Source organism: Flavobacterium channae, assembly GCF_021172165.1.
GTDB lineage: Bacteria > Bacteroidota > Bacteroidia > Flavobacteriales > Flavobacteriaceae > Flavobacterium > Flavobacterium channae.
Genome location: NZ_CP089096.1, coordinates 1,496,076 through 1,520,168, shown reverse-complemented (window position 1 = coordinate 1,520,168; position 24,093 = coordinate 1,496,076). Strand labels below are relative to the sequence as shown.

Here is a 24,093-nt window from a genome sequence, read left to right as displayed (position 1 = left end):
CTATTCTTCTTTTTGACCCATCATCATCAAATAGGCTTTCAAGAAATTATCTATTTCACCATTCATAATACCTTCCACATCACTAGATTCGTATCCGGAACGAACATCTTTTACTAATTTATATGGATGCATTACATAATTACGAATTTGCGAACCCCATTCAATCTTCATTTTTCCAGCCTCAATGTCTGCTCGTTGTTCCAAACGTTTGTTAAGCTCAATTTCATATAATTGCGATTTTAACATTTGCATTGCTCGCTGACGGTTATCTTGTTGCGAACGTGTTTCCGAACATTGAATTTGTATTCCTGTAGGTTTGTGAAACAATTGCACTTTGGTTTCAACTTTGTTTACGTTTTGACCACCAGCACCACTTGAACGAGAAGTAATGATTTCGATATCAGCTGGATTGATTTCTACCTCAATAGAATCATCAACCAAAGGATAAACATAAACAGAAGCAAATGAAGTGTGTCTTTTTGCATTACTATCAAAAGGAGAGATTCTAACTAAACGATGAACACCGTTTTCTCCTTTTAAATAACCAAAAGCAAATTCACCTTCAATTTCTAATGTTACGGTTTTAATTCCGGCAACATCACCTTCTTGAAAGTTTAATTCTTTGATTTTGTAGCCTTGCTTTTCGCCCCACATTAAATACATTCGCATTAGCATGGAAGCCCAATCACAACTTTCGGTTCCACCAGCACCGGCAGTAATTTGTAATACGGCACTCATGCTGTCTCCTTCATCGGAAAGCATGTTTCTAAACTCTAAATCTTCAATGTGATGTAAAGTTTTTTGATATTGTTCTTCAACTTCTTCTTCGGTAACATCACCTTCTTTAAAGAAATCCATCATAATTTGAAGTTCTTCAGAAAGTTCAATTCCTTTATTATAATCTTCTACCCATTTCTTTTTAGATCTAAGGTTTCGGATAATAATTTCGGCTTCTTTGGCGTTGTTCCAAAAGTCAGGAGCGAAGGTTTTTTCTTCTTCGTTAGTTATTTCGATTGTTTTGGCATCGATGTCAAAGATACCTCCTTAACGCACCAAGGCGATCAATAATATCTCTGACTTGTTCTGTATTTATCATAAATATTGTAGTTTTACACAACAAAAATAGCTATTCTTTTTTATTCTATGGAAATAAATTTAGTAAGTGATACCGTTACCAAGCCTTCAGTAGAAATGCTAAACGTTATGTTTAATGCTAAAGTGGGGGATGATGTTTATAAACAAGACCCAACAGTTAATGAGTTAGAGGAAACCTTAGCAGATTTGTTTGGTATGGAAGCTGCCTTGTTTTTTCCGAGTGGAACTATGGCAAACCAAACGGCTATAAAGTTGCATACACAACCTGGTGAGCAAGTTATTTGCGATAAATATTCACACATTTATCATTATGAAGGAGGAGGAGCTTCTTTTAATAGCGGTGTTTCATGTTGTTTAGTGGATGGAAACAGAGGTATGATTACTGCTGATTTAGTTAAAAACGCTATTAATGACCCTGATTTTTATCATGCACCTTTAACTTCATTGGTAAGTATTGAAAATACGACTAATAAAGGAGGAGGAGCTTGTTACGACTTACAACCTTTGCAAGAAATTAAGCAAGTTTGTATCGAGAATAATTTAAAATATCACCTGGATGGAGCACGTTTGTGGAATGCTTTGGTGGCAAAAAAACAACATCCAAAACAGTTTGGAGAGTTGTTTGACACTATTTCGGTTTGTTTATCAAAAGGATTGGGAGCACCAGTAGGTTCTGTTTTGTTGGGAAGCAAAGCAGATATGCACCGAGCTTTACGCATTAGAAAGATTTTTGGTGGTAATATGCGTCAATCTGGATATTTAGCAGCATCAGGTTTATTTGCTTTACAAAATAATATCAGTCGATTAGAAATTGATCACAGAAGAGCGAAAGAATTAGGTAGTTTATTAGAAAAAATGCCTTGGGTTGCCAACGTAGAACCAGTTGAAACTAATATTTTAATTTTTGGATTGCAATCTTTTGTAGATGAAAAAGTATTTGTTGAGAAGCTAAAACAAAAAGGAATTGCAATTAGTTCAATGGGACATGGAAAGCTAAGAATTGTAACACATTTAGATTACAAAGAAGTTATGCACGAATATGTAATGGAAGTTTTTTCTAAATTGACTTTTTAGTAATGGAAATCATAATCATATCAATTGTTGCTTTTTTAACAGCGATTCTAACCTTTTTCTCTGGATTTGGTTTAGGAACCTTGTTAACGCCGATTTTTATGATTTTCTTTCCAGTTGATATTGCGATAGGTTTGTGTGGATTGGTACATTTTGCAAACAATATCTTTAAGTTTTTCTTAGTTGGAAAACATGCTAATAAAGACGTTTTATTACGCTTTGGAATTCCCGCAATATTTGCAGCAATGCTAGGTTCTTGGATGTTATTACAAATTTCAGATTTACAACCATTATTCAGTTATTCACTTTTTGGAAAACAATTAGAAGTTTTTCCAGTTAAATTCATCATTGCAATTTTACTAGTAATTTTTGCATTATTAGATTTGATTCCTTTTTTGAGTAAAATAGAATTCGGAAAAGATAAATTGCCTTTAGGCGGAATTTTAAGCGGATTTTTTGGTGGACTTTCCGGACATCAAGGGGCTTTGCGAAGTGCTTTTTTGATTAAAGCCGGTTTATCCAAAGAAAGTTTTATTGCTACAGGAATTGTAGTTTCAATGTTTATCGATTTTACACGATTGAGTGTTTATGCCTCTAAAATTTCAAGTTATACGTTGTACGAAAATAAAGGTTTACTGATCTCGGCCACAATTTGTGCTATTTCAGGAGCGTATTTGGGTAACCAACTTTTAAAGAAAGTTACCCTAAAATTTCTCCAAGTTTTTGTTGCTATATTATTGCTTTTAGTAGCAATAGCTTTAGGAATGGGAATTATTTAAACATATCCATTCCAGGGATGTTTGGCATGCCTTCTTTGGCAACTGCAGCTAATTCCGTTTCATGAACATTTGTTGCTTTTTCAATCGCTTTGTTTAAAACATTAACTAAGTAATCTTCAAGCATTTCTTTGTCTTGAAGTAAATCATCATTTAAGGTAATGTTTTTGATTTTTCTGTTAGCCGTAAGTGTTACTTCTAGCAAGCCATCAGCGCTTTTTTCATCGATTAAAACATGGTCCAAACGCTTTTTTGTTTCTTCAACTTTTTGTTGGGTTTCTTTTAATTTACCCATCATACCCATAATATCTCCAAACATAATTTTAATTTTTTTATTTCAGCAAAAATAGTAAATTAGCGGTTAATAATTATTGTAAAACTTCATGAAAAAAATCACGTATTTCCTTTTGGGTTGTGTTATTTTTGCTCCAGTTCACAGTCAAAATAAAACAAAAAAAATGTCTGATAAAATACAGCCACCAGTTGCTAAAATTGTTCCAAAAACATTAGAAAAGCACGGTGATAAAAGAATTGATAACTACTACTGGTTAAATGAAAGGGAAAACCCAGAAGTTATTGATTACCTAAACAAAGAAAACGAATATTACCAAAAATCAACTGCTCATACCAAACAATTACAAGAGGAATTGTTTTTGGAAATGAAAGGAAGAATCAAAGAAGATGATAGTTCGGTTCCCTATTTGTATAACGGATATTACTACATCACTCGTTTTGAAAAAGGGAAAGATTACCCAATTTATTCTCGTAAAAAAGGAAGTTTAGATGCCAAAGAAGAAATCTTGTTTGATTGTAATGAAATGGCAAAAGGACATGCGTATTTTAATTTATCTGGATTAAATGTAAGTGAAGATAACAAATGGGTAGCTTTTGGTGTGGATTTGGTTTCGCGCAGACAATATACCATTCAAATTAAAAACTTAGAAACAGGTGAAATTCTTCCGGTAAAGTTAGAAAACACAACGGGAGGTTCTACTTGGGCTGGCGATAACAAAACCTTATTTTATACTCGTAAAGATGCTCAAACTTTACGCTCTGATAAAATTTATAAGCATACTTTAGGAGCAGAGGCTTCAACAGATGTTATGGTTTTTCATGAAAAAGACGATACTTTTAATACGTTTGTTTACAAAGAAAAATCAAAAAAATACTTAGTTATTGGTTCATCGAGTACGTTGACTTCTGAATACCAAATTTTAGATGCTAAAAATCCAAATGGCGAATTTAAAGTTTTCCAAAAAAGAACGCGTGGATTAGAATATTCGATTTCACATTATGGTGATAGTTTCTATATCGTAACTAATAAAGACAAAGCAACCAACTTTAAATTAATGAAAACACCAGAAACAGCAACTTCTGCTGAAAACTGGAAAGATTTAATTGCACACAGAAGTGATGTTTTATTAGAAGGAATCGAAATTTTCAAAGATTATTTGGTAGTGGAAGAGCGTTCAAATGGTTTGAATAAAATCAGAATTATGCCATGGAGTGGAAAAGGGGAGTATTACTTGCCTTTTAATATTGAAACGTATACGGCTTACACTACTACTAACGTAGATTTTGATACTGAAATACTACGTTATGCCTACCAATCTATGGCAACACCTTCTTCTGTAATTGATTTCAATATGAGAACTCAGGAGAAAAAAGTATTGAAAGAACAAGAAATCTTGGGTGGAAAATTCGACAAGAACAACTACATCGAAGAACGAGTTTGGGCAACCGCAACTGACGGAACAAAAGTTCCTATTTCAATGGTATATAGAAAAGGAATTGAAAAAGATGGTAAAAATCCGTTATTGTTATATGCTTACGGTTCTTATGGAGCTACGATGGACCCTTATTTTTCATCTACTCGTTTGAGTTTATTAGATAGAGGATTTATCTATGCAATTGCGCACATTAGAGGAGGTGAGGACTTAGGAAGAGAATGGTATGAAAACGGAAAACTTTTAAAGAAAATCAACACGTTTTCTGATTTTATCGATTGTTCCAAGTTTGTGATTGCAGAGAAATATACTTCGGCTGCCCATTTATATGCGGAAGGTGGTTCGGCAGGAGGTTTATTGATGGGAGCAATTGTAAACATGAATCCAGAATTATACAACGGAGTAATAGCTCAAGTTCCTTTTGTGGATGTGGTTACAACAATGTTAGACGATACGATTCCTTTAACAACTGGAGAATATGACGAATGGGGAAATCCTAATGAGAAAAAATATTATGATTATATGTTGTCATATTCGCCTTATGATCAAGTGAAAGCGCAAGCTTATCCTAATATGTATGTCTCTACAGGGCTTCACGATTCACAAGTGCAGTATTGGGAACCAGCAAAATGGGTAGCAAAATTGCGCGTTATGAAAACAAATGACAATCAGTTGTATTTAGATACCAACATGGATGCAGGACATGGTGGTGCGTCTGGACGATTCGAAGCATTGAAAGAATTAGCAAAAGAATTTGCCTTTTTGTTAGATTTAGAAAAAATTAAGAAGTAGTTAAACTTTTTTTGTTAAATTTGCAAGGTTTTAGAAGTGTCAAATATGGCAATTTAGAGACATTAAATAAGTATAAAATACTACAAATGCTAGTAATGCATAGTATTTTGGAAACATTAAAACAAACTGTATCTTCATATGAAAGAAGAAATAAAAGCCTATAATAGTGTGTTGGAATTAATTGGAAATACACCATTAATCAAACTGAGTAAAGTTTCAGCTGATTTAACAGGTAATTTCTATGCTAAAGTTGAAGCCTTCAATCCAGGACATTCTACAAAAGACCGCATCGCATTATACATTATTGAAGAAGCTGAAAAACGAGGTATCCTTAAACCTGGTGACACGATTATTGAGACGACTTCAGGAAATACAGGTTTTAGTTTAGCAATGGTAAGTATCATCAAAGGGTACGATTGTATTTTAGCGGTGAGTTCTAAATCATCAAAAGATAAAATCGATATGTTGAGATCAATGGGAGCAAAGGTTTATGTTTGCCCTGCGCACGTTTCTGCTGATGATGAGCGTTCTTACTACAATGTTGCAAAACGTTTACACGAAGAAACGAAAGGTTCGGTTTATATTAATCAATATTTCAATGATTTAAATATCGATGCCCATTATAGAAGTACAGGTCCAGAAATTTGGGAACAAACTGGAGGTAAAATTACACACCTTGTTGCTTGTAGTGGAACTGGAGGAACTATTTCGGGAACGGCTCGTTTCTTAAAAGAGAAAAACCCAAATATTAAAGTTTTAGGAGTTGACGCTTTTGGTTCGGTTTTGAAAAAATATCACGAAACAAAAGAATTTGATAACGCTGAAATTTATCCATACCGTATAGAAGGTTTAGGTAAAAACTTAATTCCAACAGCTACTGATTTTGATGTGATTGATAAGTTTATCAAAGTTTCTGACGAAGACAGCGCGCACACAGCAAGAGAATTAGCAAAAAGAGAAGGGTTATTCGTAGGATATACTTCTGGAGCTGCTTTCCAAGCGGTGAAACTATACGCTGAAGAAGGCGAATTTGATGCTAATAGTAATGTAGTAATCATCTTCCCAGACCACGGTTCAAGATACATGAGTAAAGTATTTAGCAATGATTGGATGAACGAGCAAGGTTTCTTTGATTCGGTTAACCAAGAAGAAGCTTTAAAAATTGAAATTATCAAGTAATTTGATTTTAGATATAAAAAAATCCCAATCGAAAGATTGGGATTTTTTTGTTTTGTGGGCACGGAATGCAATTCCGCGCTATCGGGTTTTAGCAATAATAAAAGCCCAATTTACATAAGAAGGAATATCAAATTTTTTAAAATGTTCTTTAGCTAATCCAATAATTTGATTATTTGAATCTTCAATCTCTAAATTGTCTTTTTCATCAATTTTAAAAATAATTTCGTTATTAAAAATGAGTGATTCATTTTTTTTATTTTAAAAATATGCCATTGATTGTCTTCAAGTTCTGAAATATGATTAATTATTACAGTTTTTTTCGATTTATTTAAGATAAAAATTTCAGATTCATTCTCATTTCTGATTTTTTTTATTTTTCCAATATGCTTTAGTTTTCGTTTATAAAGTATGACATAAAATAAATATGGAAGAATTAAAGAAACTCCAGCTAATAAAGGATATATAGAGCTTATATCATTTGATTTTGATTTGTAAACACTTCTCCCACCATATTTCAACCACAAAATCAGGAATCCAATTATTGCTAATCCTAATAGAAAATTGGAAATTAATTTAATTATTCTATTATTTTTTGAATTCATATAATAATTAATTTGATGATTTGTTTTGCGGAAATGGAATGCAATTCCACACTATCGGATTGAGCTTTATTTGGTAAATTTAATTTTCTTCTTTTTAATTTTTTTTCCATTGAAGTAATACCAAACTTTTTTTGAGTCCAAATCAACAACAATATAATCTGTTGGTCTTAAGATTTTAAATCTGACAATAGGTCCCATAAAACTCAATCTTATAAGATCTTTGTCTTTAGGAATCTTTATGATAGCTTCGCCTTCAAAATCTGTAGTAAATGAATCATTTTTTTCTAAGTTTTCTATATAAATATTCGCTCCAGGCAAAGGTCCTTTGTCTATAATAATTTTTATTTTAATCTCTTCATATTCTTCCTGTTGTGAATGCGATATAAAAGGAATCAATAAAAATAATATTAAAAGTATATTTTTTTTCATACGGTTTACAATTTTTTAGAATTTAAAAAAAAACATTAAGCTAATATATAAAAAAATCCTCACAATTTCTTGCGAGGATTTCGTATATAATATAGAAAAAGAATTACTCAGCGCTTTCTTGCATCGTATGATATACGTTCATAACGTCATCGTCTTCTTCAATTTTTTCTAATAGCTTTTCAACATCTGCTACTTGTTCAGGTGTTAATTCTTTGGTTACTTGTGGTATTCTTTCAAATCCAGAAGATAAGATTTCTAATCCACGAGCTTCCAATTCTTTTTGGATAGCACCAAAGCTTTCAAAAGGAGCATACATTAAAATGCCGTCTTCATCTGCAAAGATTTCTTCTACACCAAAATCAATCATTTCTAATTCTAATTCTTCCACATCTTGTCCTTCTGCTGGAATTCTAAAATTACACGTATGATCAAACATAAATTCAACCGAACCTTGTGTTCCCATTGTTCCATTGCATTTGTTGAAGTAACTTCTAATGTTAGCAACCGTTCTGTTGTTGTTATCCGTAGCCGTTTCAATCAAAATAGCAATTCCGTGAGGTGCATAGCCTTCAAACAACACTTCTTTATAGTTAGCCGTATCTTTATCTGATGCTTTTTTAATGGCACGCTCAACGTTTTCCTTCGGCATATTCGCTGCTTTCGCATTTTGGATAACCGCTCTTAAACGTGCATTAGTTTCAGGATTTGGACCGCCTTCTTTAACGGCAATTACGATATCTTTTCCAATTCTTGTAAACGTTTTAGCCATTGCTGACCAACGTTTCATTTTACGGGCTTTTCTAAATTCAAACGCTCTTCCCATTTCTATATAATTTCAATATTCTTAATTCGTTGTTCAATATTCAAAATTTCAGTGCAAATGTAAAAAATCAAGTTTAATTTTTAAATTTTTGGAACACAGATTAAAAAAATTCCAGAAATCAAAAAAATCTTTTATGAACTTGTATTCGCAATCTAATTCAACTTGAAAACTTATATGACTTATATGTTTAAAAATTCAAGGTCAATTTCAATTTTCAAATTTGTACTTGAATTTTGAACTTGCCCTTGTTCTTGATTACTTTTTGTAAAACGGCATTTTAACCACTTTCGCTTTAATATCTTTATTTCTAATTCTAATGTAAATTTCAGAATCTGGTGTTGATAATGCTGTTGGAACATATCCCATTCCAATTGCAATTCCCATTGAAGGAGATTGCGTTCCAGAAGTTACGATTCCAACTACATTTCCGTTTGCATCAGCAATTTCGTAATCGTGACGAGGAATTCCTCTTTCTACCATTTCGAAACCAACTAATTTACGAGAAACACCTGCTTCTTTTTGTTTTTTCAAGTTTTCTGAATTTGTGAATTCTTTATCAAATTTGGTAATCCATCCTAAACCTGCTTCTAATGGCGAAGTCGTATCGTTGATGTCGTTTCCGTATAAACAGAATCCCATTTCTAAACGTAACGTATCACGCGCAGCTAATCCAATTGGCTTGATTCCGAAAGCAGCACCCGCTTCAAAAACTTTGTTCCAAATGTATTCTGCATCTTCATTTTTAAAATATACTTCAAATCCTCCCGAACCTGTATAACCTGTAGCCGAAACAATCACATCGCTTTTTCCTGCGAAATCACCAATTTGGAATGTGTAATATCCCATATTTGTTAAATCGATAGAAGTTAAAGATTGCATCGCTTCTGCTGCTTTTGGTCCTTGAATCGCTAATAACGAATAGTCATCAGAAAGGTTTTGCATGTCTACCCCTAAATCATTGTGCTCAGCAATCCAATTCCAATCTTTTTCAATGTTAGAAGCATTTACCACCAACATATAGTGATTATCGGCAACTTTATAAACGATTAAATCGTCAACAATTCCGCCTTCGTTATTTGGTAAACAAGAATATTGCGCTTTTCCATCAACTAATTTAGAAGCGTCATTTGAAGTTACTTTCTGAATTAAAGCCAACGCATTTTCTCCTTTTAAGAAAAATTCTCCCATGTGAGAAACATCAAAAACACCCACGCCATTTCTAACGGTTTCGTGTTCTACATTTACTCCTTCATATTGAACTGGCATATTGTATCCAGCAAACGGAACCATTTTAGCTCCTAAACTTTCGTGAATGTGCGTTAACGCTGTATTTTTCATGATTTGATGTTGTATTTTTTGAATGCGCTAATTTATTCTTTTTAAACAAGGTGTACAAGTTTAAAAAATATAAAATTTTTAAGCACTTCCATTGCATTATCTGTAAATTAAAGCCAGACTTTCCTTTAGTTCTTCGTAATTCTCAATTACAATCGATTTTTTCTCTTTTTCAATAATAGCTGAAATGTCATCAGGTAATGGTAATTCTTTGTCAATAACTTGTTCTACAGCGTCTTTAAATTTGATAGGATGTGCCGTTTCTAAAAATACTTTTACACTATTTGGAATCGTTGCTTTTTGTGTTCCTAAATAACCAACAGCTCCATGCGGATCGGCAACGTAATCGTATTTAGAATATAGTTCTTGGATTGCTTTTTTAGTTTGTAAATCATTATACGAATACGACGAAAACACCGATTTCAATTCCGGAACATTTTGATGGAATAATTCTAAAATTCGCACAAAATTACTCGGATTACTCACATCCATAGCGTTTGATAATGTGGCAACCGTTTGCGACGGTAAATATTCTTCGGTTTCTAAAAAGCGTGGAACCGTATTATTAGCATTGGTAGCTGCGATAAATTGTTCGATTGGTAATCCCATTTTGTAAGCCAATAAACCGGCACAAATGTTTCCGAAATTTCCACTTGGACATGAAATAACTACTTTTTGCTGAAGCTTTTTCAGTTTTTTATAAGCTACAAAATAGTAAATCATTTGAGGTAACCAACGCGCCACATTGATAGAATTAGCTGAAGTTAGATTGTATTTTTGCAATGAACTATCCAAAAAAGCTTTTTTAACCATAGCTTGGCAAGTGTCGAAAGTATCGGTTACTTCCAAAGCAAAAATGTTTCCTCCCAAAGTAGTTAATTGTTTTTCCTGAATATCACTTACACGTTTAGAAGGGTAGAGGATCACTACTTTTACGCCTTTCACGCCTAAAAAGCCATTAGCAACCGCACCACCGGTATCGCCGGAAGTTGCAACTAAAACAGTCACATTTTCATTAGAATTTCTGTTAAAGTAACCCAAACAACGCGACATGAATCTTGCGCCAACGTCTTTAAAAGCTAATGTTGGTCCGTGGAAAAGTTCTAATGAATACAAATCTTCCGTTATTTTGACTACCGGAAAATCGAAAGTCAAGGTTTCGTTGATGATTTCTTTTAAAGCATATTCCGGAATTTCGTCGCCAATGAAAGGTTGTAAAACGGTATAAGCGATTTCGGTATCCGAAAGATTTTCGATATTATTAAAAAAACTTTGTGGTAACTGCGGAATTTCTTCTGGAAAATACAAACCTTTATCGGGCGCTAATCCATGAATTACAGCGTCTTTAAAACGAACTTTTATATTGTGATTATTGGTACTGAAATATTTCATTTTTAATTTTACTAATTATATAATTACTACACCAGTGTTGTTTACTTTAGAACAATGAACATCAAAAGAAGTGTAAAATTCTTTTCCTAATTCATTGAATTTATCTTTCACTTTTTCAGCTATTTGAATTCCTTTGCATAAAGCAAAAATTGAAGGTCCTGAACCCGAAATTCCAGAGTTCAAAGCGCCGTTTTCTAAAGCACTTTGCTTCAATTCTTCAAAATGAGGAATCAAATTTTTACGAGCCGGTTCTACGATAACATCAACCACAGAACGACCAATTAAGTCATAATCTTCGGTGTACAAACCTGCTACTAATCCGGCCACATTTCCCCATTGCATAATGGCACTTTTCAACGGAACCTCTTTCGGTAAAACGGCTCTGGCTTCTGAAGTTTTGACTTCAATATGTGGATGAATAACCACAACATGCAATTCACTCGGGCTTTCAATATTGATTAAATCTAAAGGTTCGTAACCTCTAATTAAGGAAAATCCACCTAAAAGAGCAGGAGCAACGTTATCGGCATGTAAAGAGCCACTGGCAATGGCTTCACCAATCATGCTAAAAAGAACCAATTCTTTTTTAGTCAACGGATTACCGGCTAAAACGTTAATGCCATAAACGGCTCCAGCAGCACTTGCTGCGCTACTTCCAATACCACTTCCGACTTTAATTTTTTTGTGAATTTCAATTTCAAAACCATAATCGAGTTGTAAATGATCGACTAAAGCTTGAGCGGCAACTCCAGACACATTTTTTGAAGTTTCATAAGGTAAATCAGCGCCGGTAATTTGAGTAATGGTAATTCCTGGTGCTTCTTTTTTACGGAAAATCATTTCGTCGCCAATGCCTTCTAAACACAGTCCGATGATATCGAAACCACAAGAAAGATTAGCAACTGTTGCTGGGCAAAATATTTTTATTTCGTTCATAATCAATTTTTTAAAAGTTTCCTACACGTATTACATCTGCAAAAATTCCCGAAGCTGTTACGTCAGCACCAGCACCAGCACCTTTAATGAGTAAAGGTTGTTCTTTGTAACGATCGGTGTAGAATAATACAATATTGTCTTTTCCGTCTAAATGATAAAACGGATGGTCTTTAGCGATGAATTGTAAACCAACAGATGCTTTTCCATTGTCAAATTGGGCTACATATTTTAAGCGACATTCTTTAGTTTGTGCTTCTTTCAATAACTCGTTAAAATGTGCTTTATGAGTTTCTAAACTCGTTAAAAAGTCGGGCACTGAAGTCGTATCCAAACATTCTTTGGGTAAAAAACTTTCGTTAGCAATATCACTCATTTCGTAAGCATAACCACTTTCTCTAATAAGAATTAAAAGCTTACGCATAACATCAACACCACTTAAATCAATCTTAGGATCAGGTTCTGTATAACCTTCAATTTGAGCTTGTTTTACTATGTCAATATAAGTGTCATATCTGTTGAAATTATTGAAGATAAAGTTCAAACTTCCTGATAAAACCGCTTGAATTTTATGAATTCTGTCGCCACTGGCAATGCAATTTTTTAGGGTATCAATAATTGGTAAACCGGCTCCAACATTCGTTTCAAATAAAAACGGAACTTTGTATTGTCGTACCAAATCTTTCAGTTCTCTATAATTTTCTAGCGGAGACGAACAAGCAATTTTATTACAAGTGACTACTGCAATACTATTTTTTAGACAAGTATTGTACCAAGTCGAAACATCGGCGTCAGCAGTATTGTCAACGAAAATACTATTACGCACGTTGATTTCTTTGACCTTGGAAGTGAATTCGGCTAACGATGCTTTTTTACCGTTTTCTAAAGTTTCTTTCCAGTTTTTTAAGTCGATTCCTTCTTTATCAAAATGCATTTTTCGGCTGTTGGATAATCCCAAAATACGAACCGAAATATTTAGGTTTTGTTTCAAAAATTCTTGTTGGTTTGAAATTTGTTCAATGAATTTACTTCCAACATTTCCCGTTCCAACCACAAATAAATTTAATTGTTTGGTTACGGTTTCAAAGAAAACTTCATGCAATGCATTTAATGCTTTTATCACATCTTTTGAATTGATTACAGCCGAAATATTACGTTCGGAAGCTCCTTGTGCAATGGCGCGAACATTAACATTATTTCGACCTAAAGTACTGAACATTTTTCCGCTCAATCCTTGATGATTTTTCATTTGGTCACCCACAAGTGCAATGATACTCAAATCTTTTTCTAATTGACACGCATTCAATTGACCGTGAGTAATTTCCTTGTGAAACACTTCGTCGATATATTTTTTGGCTTTTTCAGCCTGATTTTCTAATATTCCGATACAAATAGAATGTTCGGATGACGCCTGAGTGATGAAAATAACATTGATGTTGTGCAACGATAAGGTTTCGAAAAGCTTTTTAGCAATACCGGAAACACCAACCATTCCGCCGCTTTAAGCGTTAGTAAAGCGATTTTATCAATATTACTAATTCCTTTTACCGATTGTTGTGGTGTTGTATTTTGATTGGAAATCAAAGTACCATGTTCGTTAGGAGCAAAGGTATTTTTGATCCAAATTGGGATTTGTTTTTTAAGCGCCGGTTGGATTGTTGGCGGATACAAAACTTTGGCACCAAAATGAGATAATTCCATCGCTTCTTGGTATGAAATAGAAGCGATAGGTTGCGCTTGTTTCACAATTTTAGGATTGGCCACATACATTCCGCTGACATCTGTCCAAATTTCTAGAGAATCAGCAGAAACACCATTAGCTAAGATGGCAGCTTTATAATCAGAACCTCCGCGACCTAAAGTAGTGGTGCTGCCATTTCGAGAACTAGCGATAAATCCGGGTAAAACAAATAGTGATTTCTCTGTTTTTTTGAAATAATCTTCAATATGTTGATAGGTTTCGGGATAAAAAACATAGGCATTACCAAAATTTTCATCGGTTACAATTAAAGAACGACTATCAACAAATGGATTCTCACTATCAAATTTTTGAGCAAAAAAACTAGAAATTATAGTAGAAGACAATAATTCGCCATAACCAATTATAGCGTCGTGAATTTTAGGTTGTACATCGCCCAAAAGATAGCAGCCTTCTAACAATGTTTCTAAATGTTTGAAATGCTTATGAATAGTTTTTTGAAGTTTTTCATCCTGTATCAAGTCAAGTTCTTGAATAACTGTTTCGTGTTGTTCTTTTAAGTTTGAGAACTTGGTTTTGTATTCTTTATTTTTTTCAGAAACCAAGTGTGTCAACTGAACTAGTTGGTCGGTTACACCGCTACAGGCAGATACTACAACAATTATTTTTTGATTGTCTTTTTTTTGCTGAACAATATCAGCGACTTTTTTTATATTTTGAGCATTGGCTACTGATGTACCGCCAAATTTGAGTACTAACATAATGGAATATATAGATTAAAAGAATTTTTCTTGCTAAATAATAGCAATACAGTTATAGTATTATATGTAAGAATTAAACCCCAAATGGGGTAGTAGTTGTAACTGTAGTCGTTACAATAGTCGAAATGCCACAAGAAGAAATGATCTGTGGATTAGAATTTAATAAATATTTCGACTGACTTTTAATCATTGATACAAATTTAAGTAAACGATAAAACATTTAAAAATTTTGTACTCTTTTTATGATTTTATTAAATTTTTAATCTTGCTAATACGATAATTCAATAAATTATAATATTTATCTGTTAAATTTTATTTTATTGATAATTTTTGTTTGAGTTTAATTTGCTTTTTCACGAATGTTTGTAGAATTTTGGCTTTTAAAATAAAAGTATGGAAACTACACATTATATAAGTTCAGATTTATTGTCAATTGATATGATTAATGACATTGTTTTTCAAGGAAAACAATTGGCATTATCAGAAGAAGCTATTGTAAACATTGAAAAATGTAGAAAGTATTTAGACGATAAAATGCAATCCAATTCTACACCTATTTATGGAATTAACACTGGTTTTGGATCGTTATGTAATGTAAAAATTTCAAATGAGAATTTGTCTAAGTTACAAGAAAACTTAGTAAAATCGCATGCATGTGGAACAGGAGAGGAAGTACCTTCTGAAATTGTAAAAATCATGTTGTTGCTTAAAATTCAATCGTTAAGCTACGGACATTCGGGTGTTCAGTTAGTAACAGTGCAACGTTTGATTGACTTTTATAACAATGATGTTTTTCCAGTAATTTACACACAAGGTTCTCTTGGTGCATCTGGAGATTTAGCTCCTTTAGCGCATTTATCATTACCATTATTAGGAGAAGGTGAAGTTTATGTAGATGGTTTCAGACAACCAGCTTCTAAAGTATTAGAGAAATTTGGTTGGCAACCTATCGTTTTACAATCAAAAGAAGGTTTGGCTTTATTGAATGGAACGCAATTCATGAGTGCTTACGGTGTTTACTGTTTGATTAAAGCAGAGAAAATTTCGTATTTAGCAGATGTAATTAGTGCTGTTTCATTAGAAGGATTTGATGGTAGATTAGAACCATTTACTGATTTAATTCACTTAGTTCGCCCACATAAAGGTCAAGTACAAACTGCGGAAAGAATGCGCGATTTGTTAGAAGATAGCGAAATCATTGCACAACCTAAAGTTCATGTGCAAGATCCGTATTCATTTAGATGTATCCCTCAAGTGCATGGTGCTTCAAAAGATACGATTGATTATGTGAAGAAAGTATTCCGTACTGAAATTAATTCGGTTACTGATAACCCCAATATTTTTGTTGGAGAAGATATGATTATTTCTGGTGGAAATTTCCACGGACAACCATTAGCTTTAGCTTTGGATTTCTTAGGAATGGCTTTATCAGAATTAGGAAGTATTTCTGAAAGAAGAACGTATCAGTTAATTTCTGGATTACGTAATTTACCTGCTTTCTTAGTTAATGATCCAGGATTGAATTCAGGTTTCATGATTCCACAATATACAGCGGCAAGTATTGCAAGCCAAAATAAACAATTGGCTACGCCAGCAAGTATCGACAGTATTGTTTCATCAAATGGTCAAGAAGATCACGTGAGTATGGGAGCAAATGCAGCTACAAAAACATTACGTATTGTTGAAAATGTAGAACGTATTTTAGCAATCGAATTATTAAACGGTTCACAAGCATTAGAATTCAGAAGACCATTGAAATCAAGCGAGTTTATTGAAAGTTTTGTGAAATCGTATCGCGAGGAAGTTCCGTTTGTATCAGAAGATAGAATTTTACATTATGATATAGAAAAATCAGTTTCGTTTTTGAATAGTTTTCAAATAGAAATGGAAGATTAAGACAAAGTATTATAAAATTAAAAAGCTCAAGATTTACTTGAGCTTTTTTTATATGAATAAAACTTTTTTAATTATTTAATTCTCCTAATGTTTTATGAACTTTTCTCTTATGGTGAGTTTGTTTTAAGTTTTCATTTCCTGAAATAATACTGATATTACCATCGATTTCAAACATGGCTAATTTTACATCTTTATAATATTCAATTCCGTGTTCACGCATGGCTTCTTCAAGTTCTTCTGATGTAATTCTTAATCGAGCAAGGGTTTTAAATTCAATCTTTCCGTTGTGTATTAAAATTTCGGGTTTGTCTTGAACTAATTCTTTAATTAATTTAGATTTCAGCATCACTTTCTTAAAAATAAAATTGATTAAGAAAAGCGAAAAAGCTGCAATTATCCCTCCATACAATGTAGTGTTCGAACCTACCATTGCATTTTGGACTGAATTACTAATCAATAAAATTAAGATGACATCAGCAGTATTTAGTTGAGAAAGTTCTTTTTTACCAAAAATGCGTAAAGCAATTAGCATAAAAAAGTAAACTGCAACACTTCTTACGATGATGTCAACATATTGATTCATTTATTGTTTCTTTAAAATAGTCACGATTAAAGCAAGTATAGCAGCGGCTTCTGTTAGCATTCCAACAATTAACAATAAACTAGCACCTGGCCAATGCATTATTTTGAAGAGTGCGCCAATAGTTGTGATTGCCATTCCAAAAAGAAATAAAACCAATGGTATTTTAAATTGCTTTTTCATAAACTATTTCCATTTAAAGTTTTTCTCAATTGCTTTGATCATTTCTCCTGCAATGTCTTTTTGTGTTGCGCCTTCAATTCCTTCAAGTCCTGGAGATGAATTTACCTCTAACAATAAAGGCCCTTTTGACGAACGAATAATATCAACACCCGCAACTTTTAAGTTCATAGCTTTGGCTGCTTTAATGGCAATTTTCTTTTCTTCTGAAGTAATTTTTACTACAGATGCAGTTCCTCCCATATGAATGTTTGCTCTAAATTCTCCGGGTGCTGCTTCTCTTTGCATTGCCGCAACAACTTTACCATCTACCACAAACAACCTCAAGTCTTTACCGTTTGCTTCTTTAATAAATTCTTGAACTAAAATATTTGCATTTAAGCTCTTAAAGGCATTGATAACGGATTCAGCAGCTTTCTTAGTTTCGGCTAAAACAACTCCTTTTCCTTGTGTTCCTTCTAATAATTTTACAATTAATGGGGAACCACCAACCATCTTAATTAAGTCGTCTGTATCTAATGGTGAATTAGCAAATCCTGTTGTAGGAATATCAACTCCGTTATTTAATAGTAATTGTAAAGAAAATAATTTATCTCTTGATTGACTTATAGCAGCAGAATTGTTTAAAGCAAATACTTTTAATGCTTCAAACTGTCTCGTTAACGCACAACCGTAATAGGTCATGCTTGGGCGAATTCTAGGTATTACCGCATCAAAATCATTTAATACTTTTCCTCCACGATAATGAATTTCAGGTTTTGTTGCATCTAATTTCATGTAGCAATACTTCAAATTTAAGAAGTGCATTTCATGGCCTCTTAATTCTCCGGCTTCTAAAATTCGTTTGTTGCTATATAATTCAGGATTACTTGCTAATAAGCCTATTTTTAATCCTTTTTTAGATTCATTTGAAGCGTAGTAATACTCTTTAAGTTTTTCAGTAGTTGGTTGTCCTAAAAGATAGCGTTGTTCTGGGTCAACTAAAACTCGTCCTGACATTGCTTCACGACCAAGTAACATACGGAATCCCATTGAGTCACGGTTGGTAAGTGTAACTTCGATTTCCCAAGTTTTTCCACCAATTTCGAGTTTTGTTTTAATAACATAACGTTGTTCTCTATAGCCACTCGAGCTCTTAACAACGCGTTTGTCTACTAAAGGAGCTTCACAATGAATTACTGCTTTAGCATTATTTTGAATTGGGTTGATGTCAAATTTAACCCAATTTTCACTGTCTTTTTCAAATGTAACGATATTGATTGCATGAAGTGCAGAAGTTTTAGCACCCGAATCAACACGAGCTTTAATTGTTGGAATTCCTAAAGTAGGGAAGGAACACCATTCTTCACTACCTACAATAACTTTGTCTAACATCTTTTTTGAAATAAATTAAGAATCTAATGTAGTATTTTTTTTAATATAATTTTAAAATTACATAAAAATAAAAAACCAAGCTATGAGCTTGGTTCTTCTAATTTTTTGATTTCTATTTTGAGTTCTTGACTATTTTCATCTAAATCCATGAAAATTTGGTCGCCTTCATGAATTTTATGTGTGATGATTTCCTCAGCAAGAGCATCTTCCACATATTTTTGAATAGCTCTTTTTAAAGGACGGGCTCCAAATTGCTTATCGAAACCTTTATCAGCAATGAAATCTTTTGCTTTTTCAGAAAGAACAAGCGTATAGCCTAAATCTTTAACTCTTAAATACAATTTATCCATTTCGATATCAATAATTTTATCAATATCATGTTTTTCTAACGCATTGAAAACAATTACATCATCAATACGATTCAAGAATTCTGGAGCGAATGCTTTTTTCAAGGCATTTTCGATAATTCCTTTTGAATGTTCTTCGGTTTGTGCTTGTTTTGAAGCAGTTCCAAATCCAACACCAGTACCAAAGTCTTTTAATTGACGAGCACCAACGTTTGATGTCATGATGATAATTGTATTTCTAAAATCGATTTTACGACCTAAACTATCTGTTAAATGACCATCGTCTAAAACTTGAAGCATCATGTTGAATACATCTGGGTGTGCTTTTTCAATTTCATCTAAAAGTACTACACAATATGGTTTTCTACGAACTTTTTCAGTTAATTGACCGCCTTCTTCATAGCCAACGTATCCTGGAGGCGCTCCAACTAATCTAGAAATCGCAAATTTCTCCATGTATTCACTCATATCGATACGTACTAAGGCATCTTCAGAATCGAACAATTCTTTAGCTATAACTTTTGCTAATTGTGTTTTTCCAACACCAGTTTGTCCTAAGAAAATAAACGAACCAATTGGCTTGTTTGGATCTTTTAATCCAGCACGATTTCTTTGAATTGATTTTGCGATTTTTTGAACTGCTTCGTCTTGTCCAATTACCTTACCTTTAATTAGTTCAGGTAAGTGAGCTAATTTATTACTTTCAGTCTGAGCAATACGATTTACTGGGATTCCTGTCATCATAGAAACGACATCTGCAACGTTGTCTTCAGTTACCGTTACTTTGTTGTTTTTAGAATCTTCTTCCCATTGTTCTTGAGCAATTGCTAAATCTTTTTCGATTCGTTTTTCATCGTCACGAAGTTTAGCTGCTTCCTCATATTTTTGTTTTTTAACAACGGTGTTTTTTAATTCACGAACTTCTTCTAATTTTTTCTCTAATTCCAAGATTTGTTTTGGAACATCGATATTGATGATATGAACACGTGAGCCAGCTTCGTCTAAAGCATCAATAGCTTTGTCTGGAAGAAAACGGTCTGTCATATATCTATTTGTTAATTTAACACACGCTTCAATAGCTTCTGGTGTGTAAATAACATTGTGATGATCTTCGTATTTAGGTTTAATGTTATTTAAAATGGTAATTGTTTCTTCAACAGATGTTGGTTCTACAATTACTTTTTGAAAACGTCTTTCTAATGCGCCATCTTTTTCAATATATTGACGGTATTCATCTAAAGTAGTTGCACCAACACATTGAATTTCACCTCTAGCTAAAGCAGGTTTAAACATGTTTGAAGCATCAAGCGAACCAGTAGCGCCACCAGCACCAACAATAGTGTGGATTTCATCAATGAATAAGATAATATCATCGTTTTTCTCTAATTCATTCATTACAGCTTTCATTCGCTCTTCGAATTGACCGCGATATTTTGTACCAGCAACTAAACTTGCTAAATCAAGTGTAACTACACGTTTATTGAATAAGTTTCGAGATACTTTTTTCTTAATGATTCGCAATGCTAATCCTTCAGCAATTGCTGATTTTCCAACTCCTGGTTCTCCAATTAAAAGCGGATTGTTTTTCTTTCTTCTACTTAAAATTTGAGAAACTCTTTCTATTTCTTTTTCTCGACCCACAACTGGATCAAGTTTCCCTTCTTCAGCCATTTCAGTTAAGTCACGACCAAAGTTATCTAAAACAGGAGTTTTAGACTTTTTGTTTGTTTTGCTTCCAGAAGGAGGAGTGTTACTAAAGCCACTGTCTTTCATACCTTCATCATTTCCGTTATCATCGTTGAACGATTCTGCTTTCGGTAAATTTTCTAAATAATCGTCTTCGTTTGTCATCATGGCTGTATATTGCTCTTTAACGGTTTCGTAATCTATTTTGATTTTATTCAATAATTTTGTTGTAGGGTCATTTTCATTTCTTAAAATACACAACAAAAGATGTGCTGTGCTAATCTCAGAATTATTGAATAATTTAGCTTCTAAAAATGTGGTTTTCAAAGCTCTTTCGGCTTGTCTAGTAAGATGTAAATTTTGTTTTTCTAAATTTTGAATTCCATTAGGGTTGGCAGGGCTCAGAATTTCAACTTTTTTTCTTAGATGAGATAAATCTATTCCTAAGTTGTTTAAAATATTTATTGCTTTACCATTACCGTCTCTTAGTATCCCGAGCATTAAATGTTCAGTACCAATAAAGTCATGACCTAAACGTAAAGCTTCTTCTTTACTGTAGGTAATTACATCTTTAACTCTTGGTGAAAAATTATCGTCCATAATAATATAGTAATGATTGTAAAATTACAAATTTATTAGTGTTTTTTCAAAAACCGTGCCTCTAAAAGTACTGTCATGCTAAATGACAAAAAAAAAATTAAAAATGAAAGAAATTGTATTTCATTTTATAACCAATTTTGTAAACAAAATTGTTAATAAAAATTCGAAATAAGTGGTTTAAAATTTGTGCTAAAAGTTCAAAAAGCCGTATATTGGCACGTTTTAGTACTAATATATAATTTTAATATAAATACTTATGTCAGAAGGAGAAAAGTTAATTCCTATTAACATTGAGGATGAAATGAAATCAGCTTACATCGATTATTCGATGTCTGTTATTGTGTCACGTGCACTTCCTGATGTTAGAGATGGTTTAAAGCCTGTACACCGTAGAGTTTTATACGGAATGTATGAATTAGGAGTTCTTTCGAACAGAGCCCACAAAAAGTCGGCAAGGATTGTTGGAGAAGTTTTAGGTAAATATCACCCTCATGGTGATGTCTCTGTATATGATGCAATGGTACGTATGGCTCAAGAATGGAGTTTGCGTTACTTAATGGTTGACGGTCAAGGTAACTTTGGTTCTGTCGATGGTGATAGTCCAGCAGCAATGCGTTACACCGAAGCCAGAATGAAAAAGATTTCTGAAGAAATGTTGGCTGATATCGATAAAGAAACAGTGGATTTTCAGTTAAACTTTGACGATACGTTACAAGAGCCAACGGTTATGCCAACTAAAATCCCGACATTATTAATTAACGGAGCTTCGGGTATTGCGGTAGGTATGGCAACCAACATGGCGCCTCACAACTTAACAGAAGTTATTAATGGAACTTTAGCTTACATTGACAATAATGATATTGAAATTGATGAATTAATTAATCACATCAAAGCACCTGATTTCCCTACTGGTGGAACTATTTATGGTTACGAAGGAGTGAGAGAAGCATTCAAAACTGGTAGAGGTCGTATTGTAATGCGTGCTAAAGTTGGTTTTGAAGAAGTAAATGGTAGAGAAGCTATCATCGTAACTGAAATTCCTTATCAGGTGAATAAGGCAAATATGATTAAACATACTGCCGACTTAGTTAATGAAAAGAAAATTGAAGGCATTTCGAACATTCGAGATGAATCGGATAGAAATGGTATGCGTATTGTTTACGAATTAAAACGTGATGCCGTTCCAAACGTAGTTTTAAATACACTTTATAAGTTTACTCAATTACAATCTTCTTTCAGTGTAAATAACATTGCATTGGTTAATGGTCGTCCTCAATTATTGAATCTTAAAGATTTGATTCATTATTTCGTAGAACACCGTCATGATGTTGTAGTTCGTAGAGCACAATATGATTTAAGAAAAGCAGAAGAGAGAGCACATATTTTAGAAGGTTTAATCATTGCATCTGATAATATTGATGAAGTAATCAAAATTATTAGAGCTTCTAAAGATGGTGATGAAGCTAGAGCAAAATTAATTGAGCGTTTCAAATTATCAGAAATTCAAGCGCGTGCTATTGTTGAAATGCGTTTAAGACAATTAACAGGTCTTGAGCAAGATAAATTGCGTGCTGAGTATGAAGAAATCATGAAATTGATTGCTTATTTGAAAGAATTATTGGCAAGCAAAGAAATGAGAATGCAGGTAATTAAAGATGAATTAGCTGAAGTAAGAGATAAATATGGAGATGAGCGTCGTTCGCAAATTGAATATTCAGGTGGTGACGTAAGTATAGAAGATTTAATTGCAGATGAAAGTGTAGTTATTACAATTTCTCATGCGGGTTATATCAAACGTACTTCATTATCAGAATACAAAACACAAAATAGAGGAGGAGTTGGGCAAAAATCAGCTGGAACAAGAGATCAAGATTTCTTAGAGCATTTATTTGTAGCAACGAATCACCAATATTTAATGTTCTTTACCCAAAAAGGTAAATGTTATTGGATGCGCGTTTATGAAATTCCAGAAGGAACAAAAGCAAGTAAAGGCCGTGCAATTCAGAACTTAATTAACATTGAACAAGACGATAAAGTAAAAGCGTTTATTTGTACTCAAGACTTGAAAGACCAAGATTACATCAACAGTCATTATGTGATTATGGCTACGAAACAAGGTCAAGTGAAGAAAACGCCGCTTGAACAATATTCACGTCCACGTCAAAATGGAATTAATGCCATCACCATCAAAGAAGATGATGAATTAATCGGGGCAAAATTAACTACTGGAATCAGTCAAGTTTTAATTGCTGTGAAATCAGGTAAGTTAGTTCGTTTTGAAGAAGAGAAAACACGTCCGATGGGAAGAACGGCTTCTGGAGTAAGAGGAATTACATTAGCCGACGAAAAAGATGAAGTAATTGGATTGGTTTCTATCGATAAAGATCATGTAAACGATTCTCAAATCTTAGTTGTTACTGAAAACGGTTATGGTAAACGTACAAAACTTGTTGATGATGATGGAGAAGATGTTTATAGAATTACAAACCGTGGTGGTAAAGGAGTTAAAACATTAAACATTACTGAAAAAACAGGTTCTTTAATCGCAATTAACAATGTTACTGATGCAGATGATTTAATGATTATTAATAAATCTGGATTAACTATCAGAATGATGGTTTCTGATTTAAGAGTAATGGGAAGAGCTACGCAAGGAGTTCGTTTAATTAATATTAAAGGAAACGATTCTATTGCTGCTGTTACAAAAGTACTTCGTGAAGATGAAGAAATTGAATTAGATGAGAATGGTGAAGTTATTAATAACGAATCAGAATCAGATATTGATACAACTTCTGAAGAAGAAACACAAGAATAAT

At 33.2% G+C, this 24,093-nt stretch carries 18 protein-coding genes and 1 pseudogene; 6 read left to right on the top strand and 13 right to left on the bottom strand.

From position 1 onward, the window contains the following. Positions 1 to 1,096, bottom strand: a protein-coding gene (prfB, locus tag LOS89_RS07010; RefSeq protein ID WP_231834577.1) for a peptide chain release factor 2 whose coding sequence is annotated in 2 segments (ribosomal slippage) — positions 1 to 1,032 and positions 1,034 to 1,096 — 1,095 coding nt in all. Because the reading frame shifts where the segments join, the coding sequence is not laid out codon by codon here. A 47-nt stretch (positions 1,097 to 1,143) separates the two neighbouring features. On the opposite strand from prfB, the gene LOS89_RS07005 reads away from it, so the two are divergent. Both LOS89_RS07005 and LOS89_RS07000 read left to right on the top strand, forming a co-directional pair. Then, positions 1,144 to 2,169 carry a threonine aldolase family protein gene (locus LOS89_RS07005; protein WP_231834576.1) on the top strand — a complete coding sequence of 342 codons (1,026 nt, stop codon included), beginning with the start codon at positions 1,144 to 1,146 and terminating at the stop codon, positions 2,167 to 2,169. 2 nt (positions 2,170 to 2,171) lie between these two features. Next, the gene (locus LOS89_RS07000; RefSeq protein ID WP_231834575.1) at positions 2,172 to 2,945 is read left to right on the top strand and encodes a sulfite exporter TauE/SafE family protein; all 774 of its coding nucleotides are present in this window, start codon (positions 2,172 to 2,174) and stop codon (positions 2,943 to 2,945) included. Here LOS89_RS07000 and LOS89_RS06995 read toward each other — a convergent pair. Further along, positions 2,938 to 3,261, bottom strand: a complete 324-nt coding sequence (locus LOS89_RS06995; protein ID WP_231834574.1) for a YbaB/EbfC family nucleoid-associated protein — start codon at positions 3,259 to 3,261, stop codon at positions 2,938 to 2,940. The genes LOS89_RS07000 and LOS89_RS06995 overlap by 8 nt on opposite strands. Positions 3,262 to 3,400: 139 nt before the next feature. Between LOS89_RS06995 and LOS89_RS06990 the strand changes: the two genes are divergently transcribed. Beyond that, positions 3,401 to 5,461, top strand: a complete 2,061-nt coding sequence (locus tag LOS89_RS06990) for a S9 family peptidase (RefSeq protein ID WP_231834573.1) — start codon at positions 3,401 to 3,403, stop codon at positions 5,459 to 5,461. Between the two features lie 138 nt (positions 5,462 to 5,599). Beyond that, positions 5,600 to 6,640, top strand: a complete 1,041-nt coding sequence (gene capA, locus LOS89_RS06985) for a cysteate synthase (protein WP_231834572.1) — start codon at positions 5,600 to 5,602, stop codon at positions 6,638 to 6,640. Between the two features lie 188 nt (positions 6,641 to 6,828). On the opposite strand, the gene LOS89_RS06980 is transcribed toward capA, so the two are convergent. The 7 genes and pseudogenes from LOS89_RS06980 to thrA all read right to left on the bottom strand — a co-directional run bounded on the left by LOS89_RS06980 (position 6,829) and on the right by thrA (position 14,614). Further along, positions 6,829 to 7,242 (bottom strand): hypothetical protein, encoded by a 414-nt coding sequence (locus LOS89_RS06980; protein WP_231834571.1) that lies wholly within the window; start codon positions 7,240 to 7,242, stop codon positions 6,829 to 6,831. Between the two features lie 66 nt (positions 7,243 to 7,308). Continuing rightward, positions 7,309 to 7,671, bottom strand: coding sequence for a peptidase associated/transthyretin-like domain-containing protein (locus LOS89_RS06975; protein WP_231834570.1), 363 nt, complete (start codon positions 7,669 to 7,671; stop codon positions 7,309 to 7,311). 103 nt (positions 7,672 to 7,774) lie between these two features. Next, entirely contained in the window at positions 7,775 to 8,494 is a 720-nt protein-coding gene (locus LOS89_RS06970) for a YebC/PmpR family DNA-binding transcriptional regulator (RefSeq protein ID WP_231834569.1), read from the bottom strand. A 255-nt stretch (positions 8,495 to 8,749) separates the two neighbouring features. Continuing rightward, complete coding sequence (gcvT, locus tag LOS89_RS06965) at positions 8,750 to 9,832, bottom strand: glycine cleavage system aminomethyltransferase GcvT (protein WP_231834568.1); 1,083 nt, start codon at positions 9,830 to 9,832, stop codon at positions 8,750 to 8,752. A gap of 96 nt (positions 9,833 to 9,928) precedes the next feature. Further along, a complete protein-coding gene (gene thrC, locus LOS89_RS06960; protein ID WP_231834567.1) occupies positions 9,929 to 11,221 on the bottom strand; it encodes a threonine synthase in 1,293 nt (430 codons plus the stop codon). Between the two features lie 15 nt (positions 11,222 to 11,236). Then, positions 11,237 to 12,157: a homoserine kinase gene (locus LOS89_RS06955; protein ID WP_231834566.1), complete on the bottom strand. Its 921-nt coding sequence runs from the start codon at positions 12,155 to 12,157 to the stop codon at positions 11,237 to 11,239. Between the two features lie 10 nt (positions 12,158 to 12,167). Further along, a pseudogene (gene thrA / locus LOS89_RS06950) lies at positions 12,168 to 14,614 on the bottom strand (bifunctional aspartate kinase/homoserine dehydrogenase I). Positions 14,615 to 15,007: 393 nt separating this feature from the next. Between thrA and hutH the strand changes: the two are divergent. Then, positions 15,008 to 16,510, top strand: coding sequence for a histidine ammonia-lyase (gene hutH / locus LOS89_RS06945; protein ID WP_231834565.1), 1,503 nt, complete (start codon positions 15,008 to 15,010; stop codon positions 16,508 to 16,510). Between the two features lie 67 nt (positions 16,511 to 16,577). Here hutH and LOS89_RS06940 read toward each other — a convergent pair whose 3' ends face one another. The 4 genes from LOS89_RS06940 to LOS89_RS06925 all read right to left on the bottom strand — a co-directional run bounded on the left by LOS89_RS06940 (position 16,578) and on the right by LOS89_RS06925 (position 21,277). Beyond that, a complete protein-coding gene (locus tag LOS89_RS06940) occupies positions 16,578 to 17,093 on the bottom strand; it encodes a DUF421 domain-containing protein (RefSeq protein WP_231834564.1) in 516 nt (171 codons plus the stop codon). Next, positions 17,094 to 17,273: a GldL-related protein gene (locus tag LOS89_RS06935; RefSeq protein ID WP_231834563.1), complete on the bottom strand. Its 180-nt coding sequence runs from the start codon at positions 17,271 to 17,273 to the stop codon at positions 17,094 to 17,096. Between the two features lie 3 nt (positions 17,274 to 17,276). Further along, complete coding sequence (rimK, locus tag LOS89_RS06930; protein ID WP_231834562.1) at positions 17,277 to 18,644, bottom strand: 30S ribosomal protein S6--L-glutamate ligase; 1,368 nt, start codon at positions 18,642 to 18,644, stop codon at positions 17,277 to 17,279. An 80-nt stretch (positions 18,645 to 18,724) separates the two neighbouring features. Then, entirely contained in the window at positions 18,725 to 21,277 is a 2,553-nt protein-coding gene (locus LOS89_RS06925) for an ATP-dependent Clp protease ATP-binding subunit (protein WP_231834561.1), read from the bottom strand. Positions 21,278 to 21,533: 256 nt separating this feature from the next. Here LOS89_RS06925 and gyrA point away from each other — a divergent pair, with 256 nt between their 5' ends. Further along, positions 21,534 to 24,092, top strand: a complete 2,559-nt coding sequence (gyrA, locus tag LOS89_RS06920; RefSeq protein WP_231834560.1) for a DNA gyrase subunit A — start codon at positions 21,534 to 21,536, stop codon at positions 24,090 to 24,092. Position 24,093 lies beyond the last annotated feature (1 nt).